This is a genomic window from Mesorhizobium sp. M7A.F.Ca.US.006.01.1.1 (assembly GCF_003997935.1).
Lineage (GTDB): Bacteria > Pseudomonadota > Alphaproteobacteria > Rhizobiales > Rhizobiaceae > Mesorhizobium.
This window is the reverse complement of the sequence record NZ_RZQL01000187.1, coordinates 1-14,222: the sequence shown is the minus strand read 5'-3', so window position 1 is coordinate 14,222 and position 14,222 is coordinate 1. Positions and strand designations below refer to the sequence as shown.

Here is a 14,222-nt window from a genome sequence, read left to right as displayed (position 1 = left end):
GCGCCGACCTCGACCTTGATCATGCCGGGACGGTAGCGCTTGAGGTCGAGCTGTTCGAAGACGATCCAGTCGGCGCCCTCGCAATCGACGAGGAAGGCGTCGATATGGGTGATGCCGTTGCGGTCGAGCAGCGTCTGCAAGGTCTCGGATGGCACCTCGATGTCCCTGAGATGCGGCGCGAACTTGTTGAAGTTGGCGTCGGCCTCGCCCCAGGCATTCTTGCCCGACATCAGATTGGTGTCGGTAACCGACGAGCAGCCGATGAACTCGATCGGCAGCGTGCCGGCCTCGAGCGCGGCGGCATCGAAAGTGTGGACGGTGATCGTGCCCTTGGTCTTCGTCACCGCGACCGGCTCGATGATGAACCGGCTGGTGTCGGGATAATTGGCGCGCAGTCTCTTCTGGTTGTACGGGATCGGCTCGACCAGCATGGCCCGTGCACCGGCAATCCGGTGTAGCCACGGTGTTACATCGTCGAACAGCGCGCCGTCGCAGGCGCCGACATTGACCATCTGAAACGGCCGTCCTGCCCCACCAAACCGCGCCTTCAGCGCCGCCTTGGCCAGGAACTTCGTTCCGCGCAGCGACGGCCCGCGATCGAGAACTCCCTTGGGAAGACCAAGCGACAGGGCAACGCGCGCCAGGCTGGATAGCGAACTCATGACTTGTCTCCGGAAATGGCGTGCAAGGCGGCGGGACGCTTGCCGCGGGCCACGGCTGCCCACAGCGCCATGAACGGCGTTGCCAGCAGCAGGAATGGCGGGATCAGATGCGGGAAATAGATGCGCGTGTCGTGGATCGGAAAGACCGTGAACTTCGCCAACGCGCCGAGCACCAGTGCCGCAAACAGGATGCCGGCGCGGCGATCGAGGCGGAAGCCGGCGCGGGAAGCGGCAAACCAGCCGGCCAGTGCCAGCACCGACACGCCGACCCAGCTGTTCAGGCTGACGGCACGCAGCAGTGAGGTGGCAAACGCCTTGAGATAGGCACCCACCGAGAATGGTGGTTCGAACCCGTCCATATTGTAGTGCTGCTCGATGCTGGAGAACCACAGATGCGGCCACCAGCCGGGGTGATGCGCCCAGTGCGAGATGGCAAAGTAAGCGATGAAGGACGCGGCAAAGCCAACCAGCGCACCCCATGCTTTCTGCCGGAACACGACCAGCAGGATCGCGAAAATCGCAAGAAAAACAATATTGTCCGGGCGCACCATGAAAGCGAGGAAGAGCAGGGTCGCCGTCACCACCTCGCGGCCGCGGACATAGGCGTAGAGCCCGCCGAGCAGCAGCGCTGACGTGAGCAGGTCCGGCGTCGAAGCGCGCGCCGCATCGCCGAAATCAGCCATGATCAGCACCGCGCCGACCAAAGGCGCCAAGGCCAGCGCCCCCTCGGAGCGCAGCCACAGCAGGGCGATCGCGCCGAACAGCAGAACCGAGAACACTGAGACCAGGCGCATCGCCTCGACCGGCGACATCACCGCGCTCATCGTCGACAGTATCTCGGCATAGAGGAACTTGATCCGGTACATGCCGAGCAATGAATGGAAGTCGGCGGCATTCTCCGCCATGTGGCTGCGGAAGCCGCCGCCATCATCGGTCAGCGCCTTGTAGTCGCCTGCGGACACGCCCGATTTGACTGTGTTGTAGGCATAGTCGTGCAGCGCTCGTGCATCGGGATAGGTGCCCTCCTCTGCTATGGCGAGATAGGGCAGCATGTCCCAATTGGCGTCGGGCATCGCCCATGCCGTGAACGCTGTAAGGAGGATGTAGAGCGCGAAGGCCGCCGCGCCGATGGGTGCCGCCAGCCGCGCATAAGTCCCCTCGCCCCACGCCAGACCGGCCCCGGTGAGCCGGTCGAGTGGGTTGTCTGGTGCGGGCGATCTGGTCAGCATTGTCGAACTCGGCGAACTTCGTTTCTAACGGACTTGGCTTTTGACGAAGTCCTTCACGATCGACACGATGCCGCGCGACAGCAGGCTGTCGAAGGCGTCGACGAAGCGGTCGACATGCTCGCGCTGGCAGATCAACGGCGGCTCCAGCCGGATGACGTTGCGGTTGTACTCGGTGAAGGCGACCAGCACGTCGTAATCGCGCAGCAGCAGCGCGCCGACGAAGCCCGACAGCGAGCCCTTCAGCTTGTCGTCGAGCACGCTGACGATCGGCCGCAGCACCATCGGCAAGGTCTGCGAGAAGTCGTGGAACTCCAGGCCGACCATAAAACCCTTGCCGCGAACATCCTTGATGATCTTCGGGTACTTTTCCTTGAGCGCCTGCAGGCGCTGCAGCAAATAGTCGCCGGTGACGGCGGCATTGTCGATCAGCCCCTCGTCATAGAGCACGTTGAGCCCTTCGATCGCGGTGACGCAGGCCTCGCCCATGCCGCCGAAGGTCGCCATGGCATGGATCATCGCCGTTTTCGGCGTGCCATAGGCCTTCATGTAGACCTCGCGCCGCGCAATCATCGCGCCGACCGCCGCCTTGCCGGCGCCGAGCGACTTGGCCAGCGCCGTCACATCGGGAACGACGCCGTAGTGCTCGAAGGCGTAGAAGCGGCCCGAACGGCCGTAGCCGCACTGCACTTCATCGGCGACCCACAGCACGCCATACTGGTCGCACAGCGCACGCAGCTTCTGCCAATATTCGGCCGGCGCCTGGATGATGCCGCCGCCGCCCTGGATGGTTTCCAGCACGATGACGCCGACCTCCGGGTCGGAGCGGAACAGACGCTCGACCGCCTCGATGTCGGCAAACGGGATGCGGACCGTATTTTCGGCCACCTTGAAGTCGGCGCGGTAAAGCTGGCCGTCGGTGATGCCCAGCACGCCCTTGGTCTTGCCGTGGAAGGAATTCTCGGCATAGACGATCTTCGGCCGCTTCGGGCCGGCAGCGCGCTCGGCGAGCTTCACCGCCGCTTCCATGGCTTCCGAGCCGGACGAGCCCAGAAACACCATATCGAGATCGCCGGGCGAGCATTTGGCGACGTTGTGCGCAAGTGCCGCCGCATATTGCGACATGAAGGCGATGGCGATTTCCTGGCGCTTCTCTTCCTGGAATTTCTTGCGTGCTTCCAGAATGCGCGGATGGTTGTGGCCAAAGGCCAGCGAACCGAAGCCGCCGAAGAAATCGAGGATCTTGCGGCCGTTCTGGTCAATGTAGAACATGCCTTCGGCACGCTCGATTTTGATCTTGTGGAAGCCGAGCAGCTTCATGAAGTGCAGCTGGCCGGGGTTGAGATGCGCCTTGAAAAGGTCAGTCATGCGGGCGACATCCATCGTCTTGGCCTGCTCGACGCTGATCAAATCGGGCTTGGCGATGGTGGCGGGCGACAGCGACGGCGCGCTGACCATGGTGCGGACGTTCGTCTGTTCTGGCTTGGCCATGACGGTCATTTCAATCTCCTGTCTGCGCGCACGACCAGGATCGAGCGCAACGAAAGCTGTTTTGCGAGCCGCTATTCGGCGGGCACATGTTTGGTAGCGACTGCGTGACCGGCTTTCTTTGCGCGGTACTCGCTGTAGGCGGCGATCAGCATGTCCTCGTCGCGATATTGCGGCACCCAGCCGAGCTGACGCCCGGCCTTGGACACGTCGAGCACGCAGTCCTCGTCGGCGATCAGATACTGTTCCGGGTCCATGATCGGCATGTTCATCAGATCAAGCAGGTCCAGCGTGCGCTTGACCGCCCAACCCGGTGTCGGGATCAGGATCGATTTCGAGCCGGCATGCCCGATCAGATCGCCGAGCAATTTCCTGACCGGCGGGGGATTGAGCGAACCGAGATTATAGGCCTCGTTTGGCACGCCGGCCTTCCAGGCCGCGCGCGCGGCCTCGGCGCAGTCGAACACCGAGATGAACTGATAAGGATTCCTGCCCGAACCGATCATCGGCACGGGAAGGTTCCAGTCGATCAGCTTGAACAGTTTTTCCAGAATGCCGAGCCGACCGGGGCCGATGATCAGGCGCGGGCGAAACAGCGAGATCGACATGCCGCGCTTGCGCCATTCGGCGGCAAGCTCCTCTGTCTTCTGCTTCGACCAGCCATATTCGCCCAGCGGCGCCACCGGGTGCTCCTCGGTCATCGGCTGCGTGACCGTGTGGCCGTAGATCATGTCGGTCGTGTAGTGGACGAGTTTTGACGCACCGGCTCCGTCCATGGCCTGCATGATGTGCTCGGTGCCATGGAAATTCACTGGGAAGAAGAAATCGTGCCGCTTGGCCCGCACCTGGATCGGCGACAGCATCTTGGCCGACAAATTGTAGACCATATCATCGGCCTTCAGCCCAACCGCCGCGACCGACGCCGGATCGGTGACATCGCATTGGATAAAGCGGACGCTGCGATAGTGCGGCAGGTCGCTTTTGACGATGTCGGCGACGACAACCTCTTCACCATCGGCCACAAGCTTCGGGGCAAGATGGCGGCCGACGAAACCGTCACCGCCGAAAATCACATGTCTCATCGAACGATCTCGTTTGCTTGGATCTTGTCGGGCGTGATGGAAGCGGTCTGGTCCTCATGCCCTCGCCCACCCAAATCTCTGCCACTCTGCGCGATCAGCACCGTGCCGACGCAGATGAAGGCGATGCCGGCGATCCGCCAGCCATTGAGGTCCTCGCGGAAGACGAAATAAGCGAAGATGGCGACAGCAACATAGGCGAGGCTGAGGAACGGATAAGCGAAGGAGAGCTCGACCTTGGACAGCACATAGAGATGCGAGGCCATCGAGATGACGAAGGTACACAGACCAAGGAACACCCAGGGGCTGAAGACGATCTGCAGCAGCTTGACGAGCGGATTGACGCCCTCGAACGAGATCGGCCCAAGCGACATCATGCCTTGCTTCAGCATCAGCTGCGCGGCGGCATTGGTCATGACGGTAAAGAGAATGAAGACGATGTATTTCATGTGTTCCAAGCCACCCCTTCGCGTTTCCTATTATAAACCCGCAAACATTTGGTGAAGTCCCAACAATATTTTGAGTGAATCCCGTTATTAGTCATCAATTAACCAAGAATTATTCAAATTTTATCTATTCAGCCGCCTCGACCGAGCCTCGTCGCGCATCCAATCTCTTCGCAGTGCGCGCCCAGAAGTCAGACATGAAGGCGTGGTCTCGGAGCGCTTCCAGCCGCTGCCATTCGGGAAAGGACGAAGCGAAGATTTCGGCCCCCATGCGGGCGTCCTTGTACGGATTGACCGCGCCGCCGGCTTCGACCGTGATGCGGTCGAGTTCCCGCAGCAGTGTCAGCGTCGCGGCGCCCCTGTTGGGGAAATCCAGTGTCAGCGTGTAGCCGGGACGCGGAAACGACAGCAGCGCCGGCGAGCGGATGGAGCCAAAGCGTTTCAGCACCGTGAGGAACGAGCCCTGCCCGGCTTGCCTTGCAGCCGCCAGCAATGCCGGCACGGCCTCCCGCGCCGTCTCTTCCGGCACCACGCTCTGGTGCTGGAAAAGCCCTTTCGGCCCATAAAGCCGGTTCCAGTCGCGCACGCCGTCAAGTGGAAAGAAGAAGCCCTGATATCCGGCCTGGTGCGGCACCGTTGCCCGGCTCTTCCTCCACCTGTAGGCAGCGTTGAAGGCGGTCAGGAACGGCCGGTTGAGCACATTGAACGGCGGCTGGACCGGTACCGAGAAATTGCCGCCGACGCGCGAGGCGGCATGCGAGCCGTGCTCGGCGTGATTGCCCGACAACAGCAGGCCGCGACCGCTGTTGCGGCCGCCGGCCAACTGGTCGATCCAGGCGACCGCATATTCGTTGGCCTGATCCGCCGCCTCGGCCAGGTCGAAGAATTCGCAGAGATCGCGAAACGGCGTCGCCTTTTCGACGATGTCGAGGGAATGCACCCGCATCAACCGGATCGAGGCCGACACAATGAGGCCGGTCAGCCCCATTCCGCCGATCGTCGCCGCAAACAGCCGCGTATTGTCTGTCGCCGAGCAGCGACGGGTCTTTCCATCGGACCTGAGCAGCGTGAAGCTCTCGACATGGCAGCCGAAGGTGCCGCGCCGGTGATGGTTCTTGCCATGCACGTCATTGGCGATGGCGCCGCCGAGCGTGACGAATTGCGTGCCTGGCACAACGGCGGGGAAGAAGCCGTAAGGGGCAGCCTGGGCGATGATGTCGGACAACAGCACGCCGGCATCCGCCTCGAGAACACCGGTTTCGGCGTTGAAGGCGTGGATCCGGTTCAGCGACCGCATATCGACGACCGCTCCGGCCTCGTTCTGGCAGGAATCGCCGTAGGAGCGGCCATTGCCATAGGCAAGCAGCGACGCCGGCTTGGCCTGACCGCCCTTCAGCAGCGCGATCGCCTCATCGGCGCCGATGGCGCGCGGCGCCGGCGGTGTGGCAAGGCCAAAGCTTGGGAAACGTCCGGCGGCCATGCCTACCAGCCCCCGATGACCAGCATCACCGCACCGATCAGCACCACGATCTGGCTGCGCCAGTCGCGGATGATGAACACGACCGGATCGTCATGCATCTCGTTGCGGCGCGCCAGGATCCAGACGCGCATGGTGAGATAAAGCACGATCGGCGCCAGCGGCCAGATCAGCCATGGATGCGGATAGAGCTCCCGCACCGCGACACTGTCCATGTAGAGCGCCAGCACCAGCGCCGAGGAGAAGGCCGAGGCCATGCCGGCCTGGGCGACGATCTCCTGGTCTTCGGTGCGATAGCCGCGACCGGCAATGCGCTCGCCCGGCGGGATGGCGGTGGTGCGCAATTCGACAAAGCGCTTCACCAGCGCCAGCGACAGGAAGAAGAAGATAGAGAAGGCCAGCAGCCAGAACGAGACGTCGACGCCGGTCGCCGCCGCACCGGCCAGGACGCGGATCGTGTAGAGGCCGGCGAGCGTCAGCACGTCGACCAGCAGCATGCGCTTGAACGACAGCGAATAGGCAGTGGTGACGACCATGTAGCCGCCGAGCACAGCCATGAATTCGGGCGACAGGAACAGCCCGGTACCGATGCCGATCGCCAGAAGCACCGCGATCGCGCCAAGTCCGAACGGGATCGACAGCGCACCGCTGGCGAATGGCCTGTTGCGCTTGGTGAGGTGTTTGCGGTCGAGCGCGAGGTCGAAGAAATCGTTGAGGATGTAGATGGCCGATGCCACCGCGCTGAACGAGACGAATGCCAGCAGGCATTCCCAGATCATGTCGGTGTTGAAATATTCATGCGAAAGCACCATCGGCACGGCGATCAGCGAATTCTTCAGCCACTGATGCACGCGCAGCATCTTGACGATGGTCCGCAAAGTCGGCTTCGGCACCGGCACCGTCTCGGCGCCATGTGCTGCCTGCCAGCGCGCGGCATGGCGGTCAGGCGCGACGACAATCGCGTTGCGCGCGGCGTCGAAGACCTGCAGATCATGGCGGCTGTTGCCGGCATAGTCGAAGCCGCCATCGCCATAGGCTGCGATCAGCGAGGCGCGCTTCCTGCCCGAGGTGAGATTGGCGAGACCATCGGTGGCCAGCACCTGGTCGAAAATGCCGAGATGGGCCGCGATGGCGTCGGCGAACTTGCGCGGCGTACCGGTCGCCAGCACGATCTTGCGGCCTTCGGCGTGCTCGGTCCGGAGGCGGCAAAGCAGCACCTCGCGATAGGGCAGCGATGCCGGATCGATGTCGATGCGCTGCGCGATCGCCTGCTTCAGCCGCGCCGGCCCGCCGGCGACCCAGAACGGTACGAGGAAGATATAGAGCGGGTTCTTCTTGAGAAGGATGAACAGCCCTTCCCACAACAGGTCGGTTGCGATCAGCGTGCCGTCGAGATCGACCGCAAGCGGTATTGCGTTCCTGTCCGACCGCGCATCCATGTCCGTCCTGCCCTGCCCGCGTAGAGTTGCGCACCGCTTTTCGGCGTCTTGAGGCTGATATAGCGGGCGATGGCGTAGCGAACGTTAAAACGCACGGTTGCAGACGGCTGCCATGGCGGTATTTCCGGTGTCATTGTTAAACAACCGCTACCGAAAACGATAAAAGGCCGGGCAAATGCCCGGCCTCTGCAATCGTGATGCCAGTATTACTTGATGCGGGCGACACCACCCGAGATTTCGACGGTTTCCGAACCGGTCAGGGCTTCGAGGTCGCCATTGGGCAAGGTGACGAAGCAGCCGTTCGGGCAGAACTCAACCGTTTCGCCACCGGCCAACGCAAGGTCGGTCTTGCTGCCGCCCTCCGTCACGACCAGCGTGCGGGTCTCGGCGTCCTTGTTGACCGCGCTCGCGGCATGAACCGAGCCGATGGCGGCGACCAGGGCGACGGCAGCGACGAGAGACTTCCACATGGTGCAATATCGGTGTTCCCACCGCCTCTGTTGCATTTGGCAAGGCATTTTCGCCTTTGCATGGAGCTTATATGAGATGGAAGCTGAACCGCAACTGAATGCCCCATTCATGCCGCAATCGATTCCGGCAGGATTGAGGCCGACGGAGTCCGAGCCTAGTCCGGATCCGGCTTCTTGGTTTTGCGGGACTTGACCAGTCGCTTCTTCTCCGCCTCGGCTTCGGCCCTTATCTGCTCCTGTTCGGCGAAATCGGCCTCGATCTTGTCGTCGTCTGTCGGCCAGGCCTTGGCCTTGTGGGCCTCGACCACGGCACGCGGCGTCGAGGGTATCTCGATGTGTTCGCTGCTGAACCTTTCGAGGACGGCAAAACGGATGTCGTTCTGCGCGATGTTGCCGTTCATCACATCGGCCAGGAACACGCGGATCTCGAATTCCAGGGCGGCAGTGCCGAAATTGGAAAACAGCACGAAGGGTTCGGGGTTCTTCAGCACCATCGGGTGGCTGCGGGCGATCTCCAGCAGGACGGCATGAACCTGCTTGACGTCACTGCCATAGGCGACGCCGACCTTGATGTCGACGCGGCCGAGCTTGTTGCGGTGCGTCCAGTTGCCGACGGCGTTGTTGATCAGGTTCGAATTGGGCAGGATCACCGATTGCCGCTGGAAGGTTTCGATCTCGGTTGCGCGCACGCTGATCTTCTTGACTGTGCCGCTGACATCGCCGGCAACGATCCAGTCGCCCACCTTGAACGGCCGCTCAGCCAACAGGATCAGGCCGGAAACGAAATTGGACACCACGTTCTGCAGGCCAAAGCCGATACCGAGGGAAAGAGCGCCGGCGACCAGTGCCAGGCTGGACAGGTCGATGCCCGCCGCCGAGATGCCGACCAGTGCCGCGAGCGCGACGCCGGCATAGCCGACCGCCAGCCGGATCGAGTTGCGCACGCCGGTATCGACCTTGCCACGCGCCATCACGGAACCGTCGAGCCAGCCCTGGAACCAGCGCGTCAGGAAATAGCCGATGATGAAGACGACGATGCCGGAGAGGATGCCGGTGACCGAGATCGTCACCGAGCCGATGTTGATCCCGGTTGCGAGCTTGTAGGCCCAAGCCTGGATATCGCCGGGCTGGAAACCCCACATCAGCAGGATCAGCGGCAGGAACACCAGCACGATCATAACATTGATGGCAACGCTGACGACAAGGCCGAGCTGGTCGAGGGCCGTATCCTCGTAGCTGGAATTGGCCGACAGCCAGCGCCCGACGGTCGTGTTGGCGAAAGCACCCTCCTCGCCGATCGCCTGCGCCGACAGGAAGCCGATATAGGCGGTGATCAAGGCTGTGCCGGTGACCACGACCTGCAGCGAGACGAACAGGGCAAGGCCGATATAGCCGAGCAGCGCGGCGACGATGGTGAAAAGACCAAGCGCAAGCGCTGTATAGCGCAGCCATGCCGGCCACGGTCGCCAGCTTCCGTCACGCGCCTTGAACGGCCTCAGCATCGCCATCAGGATCAGGATGATGCCGACGACGATGGTGGCGACGAAACTGCGGGCGATGGTCAGCGACAGCGGCGAGCCCATCTTGTCGTTGATCACCGACAGGAAGGTGTTGACGCTGATGACAACGGCCATGGCGGTGGTCAGGCGTACCAGCCAGCGCGCCGGTCCTGTCTCGACCGGGATGAGGCGCCAGTTCGGCAGCCGCGGTTCCAGCGCCGCGTTGGTCAGGCGGTTGACGCAGAACACCACGCCGATGACGGTCGCCAGCGCGTTGAGGAAGAGCCCAATGTCGCCACGCAACACATTGTAATAATTGAAAAAGAAAATCGTCGATCCAAGAAAAGCGGCAACCGCCAGCGTCGGCAGCAAGGTCGACCAGAAGGCCACTGAAAGGCGGCTGAGATAGGATGGGTCCTCATTGGCGGGGTCGGCTTCGAACACCCGCCCGAACAGGCGCCTGCCGCCGACCAGCAGCACCAGCGCCAGGCCGAGCGCCACGAAGGTTGCCGCCAGGATCGCCTGGAACTTGAACTTGAAGGCAAAGCTCAACCACGACGACACCGCCTTGTAGAGATTGCCGAACTCGTCGCGGGCGTCGGAAAAGACCTGCGGGCTCAGCGCATCCGACAGCACGTAGCGCTTGGTCAAAAGATTGCGGAACAACTCGCTGCGCATGTTACCGATCTTGTCGATCAGCCCGCTGATGCGGATCGACAGGTTCTGTGCGCTGGCAACGACCGCGTTGATCTCGGCCTTTTCCGATGCAAGCGCCTGACGCTCGCCGGTCACGATGTCGGGCTCCTGCGGCTGGCCCGCCGCCGGTGGAGGACCCAGCACCTCGATGCGATTGTTGATCTCAGTGAGCCGCGAGCGGAATACCAGCGCACTGGTGAGTGCCGCCCGCGACAGGTCCTCCAGCTGCAGACGGATCTCCACGAGTGAGGCATCGTCCTCACCGTCCTGCTGTATCTTCTTCTCGAGATCGTCCGTCTTGGCCGTTAGATCCTGGATGACCTTTTGCTGATCGGTGATCAATCCGGCCGAGCCCTGGCCGAGCGCTTGCGCCATCGCCTCAAACGAAGGCGGCGCCGAAACGACCAGCGTGAGGACCAGGATGAGACGAAGCAATCGGAAAAGCATGATTTGTTGGCGACTCATCGGCGGCAAAGGCAATTTGAAAGCCTGTCCTTGATAAAGACGGCCCTATCATGGGGCAAGCCGTCGTATCGCGAGCTCACCCGATCATTGGCCTCAACCGATCACTCACTCCGATTGATCCCTTCCCAGGCGTCGGCCAGTCGAAAGGCGATGGCGCAATATTGGCTTTGCGGATGCGGCCTGCTCTATAGTCTGCCGCATCGCCCGAACCGGATGACATCAATGGCAGAGTACTCGGCCTTTTCGCTGCTCGCGAACGCGCTCAAGGGAAACAAGGATTGGAAGCCGGCATGGCGCAAGCCTGCCCCGAAGGCGTCCTATGACGTCATCATCATCGGTGGTGGCGGTCACGGGCTGGCGACCGCCTATTATCTTGCCAAGGAACACGGCATCACCAATGTCGCCGTTGTGGAAAAGGGCTGGCTCGGCTCCGGCAATGTCGGCCGCAACACAACGGCGGTGCGCTCGAATTATCTGCTGCCGGCCAACACCCGTTTCTACGAGCACTCGATGAAGCTGTGGGAGAACCTGTCGCACGAGCTCAACTACAACGTCATGTTCTCGCAGCGCGGCTGCCTGAACCTGGCGCACACGCCGGCCCAGTTCGACGACTATGCAAGGCGCGGCAATGCCATGCGCCATCTCGGCGTCGATGCCGAACTGATGACGAAGGCGCAAATCAAACGCCTGATCCCGGCGCTCGATATCTCCGAGAGCGCGCGCTTCCCGGTAGTCGGCGGCCTGATGCAGCGCCGCGCCGGCACCGCCCGCCACGATGCGGTGGCCTGGGGCTATGCGCGCGGCGCCGACCGTCGCGGCGTCGACATCATCGAGAATTGCGAGGTCACCAGCTTCCTGCGCGACGGCGACCGCATATCAGGCGTCACCACTTCGCGCGGTGACATCCGCGCCAAGAAGGTGGCCGTGGCGGTCGCCGGCAGCACCGGACGCGTCATGCAGCTGGCCGGCATCGAGACGATGCCGATCGAGAGCCATGTGCTGCAGGCCTTCGTGACGGAATCGCTGAAACCCTTCATCGACACCGTCGTCACCTTCGGCATGGGCCATTTCTACATGTCGCAGTCGGACAAGGGCGGCCTCATCTATGGCGGCGACATCGACGGCTACAACAGCTACGCCCAGCGCGGCAATCTGCCTGTCGTCGACGAGGTGATGAGCGAGATGCTGGCGCTGTTCCCAGGCCTTGCCCGGGTGCGCATGCTGCGCTCCTGGGGCGGCGTTTGCGACATGTCGATGGACGGCTCGCCGATTATCACCACCGGTCCCCTGCCCGGCATGTATCTCAACTGCGGCTGGTGCTATGGCGGCTTCAAGGCGACGCCGGCTTCCGGCTGGTGCTTCGCCTGGACCATCGCCAAGGACCAGCCGCACGACCTCAACGCGCCCTTCACGCTCGACCGCTTCCACCGCGGGCTGGTGATCGACGACAAGGGCCAGGGTGCAAACCCGCGGCTGCATTAGGCAATAGGTAGAGTCCAATGTTGATCACTTGCCCCTATTGCGGCCCGCGCGACGTCATCGAGTTCACCTATCAGGGTGACGGCAATCGTGAGCGTCCCGACCCCGCATCGCAGAATTTCGAGGCGTGGAATGCTTATGTCTATGACAGGCTGAACCCGGCCGGAGATCACAACGAGATCTGGCAGCATTCCGGCGGTTGCCGCACGCATCTGCGGGTCGTGCGCAACACGCTGACGCATGAGATTTCCAGCGTCGCCTTTGTGCGCGGCGATCATGGCTCGGCCGCACGCCGCAAGGCGGAGGACAAGGCATGAGCCCGCGCCGCACCGACACCGGCGGCCGCATCGACCGGCTGAAAACCATCCGCTTCACCTTCGATGGCGCATCCTACACCGGCCATGCCGGCGACACGCTGGCGTCAGCCCTGCTGGCCAAGGGCGTCACGCTGTACGGCCGCTCGTTCAAATACCACCGCCCACGCGGCCTGCTCACAGCCGGCGTCGAGGAACCCAACGCGCTGGTGACGGTGCTGAAGGGCGAGGTTCGCGAGCCCAACATTCCAGCGACCATGGTCGAGATCCATGACGGGCTGGTTGCCATCAGCCAGAACCGCTTTCCTTCGCTTTCCTGGGACATCAACGCCGTCAACCAGCTCGGCGGCAAGATCCTGTCTGCCGGCTTCTACTACAAGACCTTCATGGGACCTGTGTTCGGTCCGCTCAAAGGCACGCGCTTCTGGATGTTCTGCGAACACTTCATCCGCCGCGCCGCCGGTCTCGGCAGTGCCGGATCGGCGAAAGACCCGGCCCGCTACGAGCGCATGAACGCCTTTTGCGACGTGCTGGTGGTCGGCTCCGGGCCGGCCGGCCTGATGGCCGCCAAGGCCGCCGCCGATCAGGGCGCGCGCGTCATGCTGGCCGATCTCGAGCCGCGTTTCGGCGGCTCAGCCAACTGGTCCGAGGAAACGATCGATGGCGCGCCTGCCGCCGATTGGGCGCGCCGCACCGTCGCCCAGCTCGCAGGCCGCGACAATGTCCGGCTTCTGCCGCGCACCACGGTGTGGGGTTATTACGACAACAACACGCTTGCCGCGCTCGAACGGGTCAGCGACCACAAGGATCAGCCAGGCAAGGGCGAGCCGCGCCATCGCTATTGGGCGATCCGCGCCAAATCCGTGGTCCTGGCCACTGGTGCGTTCGAGCGGCCGCTCGTGTTCCCCGGCAATGACCGGCCAGGCGTGATGCTGGCGCATGCAGCCGAGCGCTATGCCAACGAATTCGGCGTGCTGCCGGGCGAGCGGATCGCACTGTTCACCAACAATGACAGCGCCTATCGGGCGGCCGTCGCCTTGAAGAAGGCGGGTGCCGCGATCGTCGCCATCGCCGATGTCAGGCCGGAACTTTCGCCGGAGATGCGCAAGCTGGCCGCGGAAGCCGAGGCCGACATCTTCGCCGGCCATGCCGTCGTTGCCACCGAAGGCGGCAAGGCGCTGTCCGGCCTCAAACTGCAGCGCTTCGACATGACCAACGGCACGCTCATCGGTGATGCACGCAGCATCCATGCCGATTGCCTGCTGATGTCGGGCGGCTGGTCGCCGACCATCCATCTGGCCAGCCAGGCCGGTGCCAAGGCGGAATGGAACGCCGCGCGGCAAGCTTTCCTGCCGCCAGAGCCGACACAGAGCTGGATTGGCGCCGGCGCCTTCACCGGCAGTTTTTCGACGCTCGAAGCGCTCGCCGAAGGACGCGCCGCCGGCCTCGCCGCCGCAGGCGGGCAGAGCACGCCTGCCGTGC

Annotated in this window: 12 protein-coding genes; 3 read left to right on the top strand and 9 right to left on the bottom strand. The window is 63.0% G+C overall.

Annotation, left to right across the window (positions count from 1 at the left end; genetic code table 11):
• The 9 genes from EN943_RS26780 to EN943_RS26740 all read right to left on the bottom strand — a co-directional run.
• Nucleotides 1–662, bottom strand: a 662-nt coding sequence (locus EN943_RS26780; protein WP_164778386.1) for an FkbM family methyltransferase, incomplete at its 3' end; no start/stop codon positions are given.
• The gene (locus EN943_RS26775; protein WP_127415288.1) at nucleotides 659–1,891 is read right to left on the bottom strand and encodes a glycosyltransferase 87 family protein; all 1,233 of its coding nucleotides are present in this window, start codon (nucleotides 1,889–1,891) and stop codon (nucleotides 659–661) included. The genes EN943_RS26775 and EN943_RS26780, both read right to left, overlap by 4 nt.
• A 24-nt stretch (nucleotides 1,892–1,915) precedes the next feature.
• A complete protein-coding gene (locus tag EN943_RS26770) occupies nucleotides 1,916–3,346 on the bottom strand; it encodes an aspartate aminotransferase family protein (protein WP_245475987.1) in 1,431 nt (476 codons plus the stop codon).
• A gap of 104 nt (nucleotides 3,347–3,450) precedes the next feature.
• Nucleotides 3,451–4,458, bottom strand: a complete 1,008-nt coding sequence (locus tag EN943_RS26765; protein WP_127415286.1) for an NAD(P)-dependent oxidoreductase — start codon at nucleotides 4,456–4,458, stop codon at nucleotides 3,451–3,453.
• Complete coding sequence (locus EN943_RS26760) at nucleotides 4,455–4,904, bottom strand: EamA family transporter (RefSeq protein WP_127415289.1); 450 nt, start codon at nucleotides 4,902–4,904, stop codon at nucleotides 4,455–4,457. Before EN943_RS26760 ends, EN943_RS26765 begins: the two co-directional genes overlap by 4 nt.
• Nucleotides 4,905–5,028: 124 nt before the next feature.
• A complete protein-coding gene (locus EN943_RS26755) occupies nucleotides 5,029–6,381 on the bottom strand; it encodes an FAD-binding oxidoreductase (protein WP_127415285.1) in 1,353 nt (450 codons plus the stop codon).
• A 2-nt stretch (nucleotides 6,382–6,383) separates the two neighbouring features.
• On the bottom strand, nucleotides 6,384–7,817 hold the full coding sequence (locus EN943_RS26750) for a UbiA family prenyltransferase (RefSeq protein ID WP_127415284.1): 1,434 nt from the start codon (nucleotides 7,815–7,817) through the stop codon (nucleotides 6,384–6,386).
• Between the two features lie 206 nt (nucleotides 7,818–8,023).
• Nucleotides 8,024–8,287, bottom strand: coding sequence for a hypothetical protein (locus EN943_RS26745; protein ID WP_023812335.1), 264 nt, complete (start codon nucleotides 8,285–8,287; stop codon nucleotides 8,024–8,026).
• Between the two features lie 155 nt (nucleotides 8,288–8,442).
• Nucleotides 8,443–10,929 (bottom strand): mechanosensitive ion channel family protein, encoded by a 2,487-nt coding sequence (locus tag EN943_RS26740; protein ID WP_127415283.1) that lies wholly within the window; start codon nucleotides 10,927–10,929, stop codon nucleotides 8,443–8,445.
• A gap of 240 nt (nucleotides 10,930–11,169) precedes the next feature.
• On the opposite strand from EN943_RS26740, the gene EN943_RS26735 reads away from it, so the two are divergent.
• The 3 genes from EN943_RS26735 to EN943_RS26725 form a co-directional block, all read left to right on the top strand.
• Complete coding sequence (locus EN943_RS26735; protein WP_127415282.1) at nucleotides 11,170–12,429, top strand: sarcosine oxidase subunit beta; 1,260 nt, start codon at nucleotides 11,170–11,172, stop codon at nucleotides 12,427–12,429.
• A gap of 17 nt (nucleotides 12,430–12,446) precedes the next feature.
• Nucleotides 12,447–12,743: a sarcosine oxidase subunit delta gene (locus EN943_RS26730; protein ID WP_127415281.1), complete on the top strand. Its 297-nt coding sequence runs from the start codon at nucleotides 12,447–12,449 to the stop codon at nucleotides 12,741–12,743.
• Nucleotides 12,740–14,222, top strand: a 1,483-nt coding sequence (locus EN943_RS26725) for a 2Fe-2S iron-sulfur cluster-binding protein (protein ID WP_127415280.1), incomplete at its 3' end; no start/stop codon positions are given. The genes EN943_RS26730 and EN943_RS26725, both read left to right, overlap by 4 nt.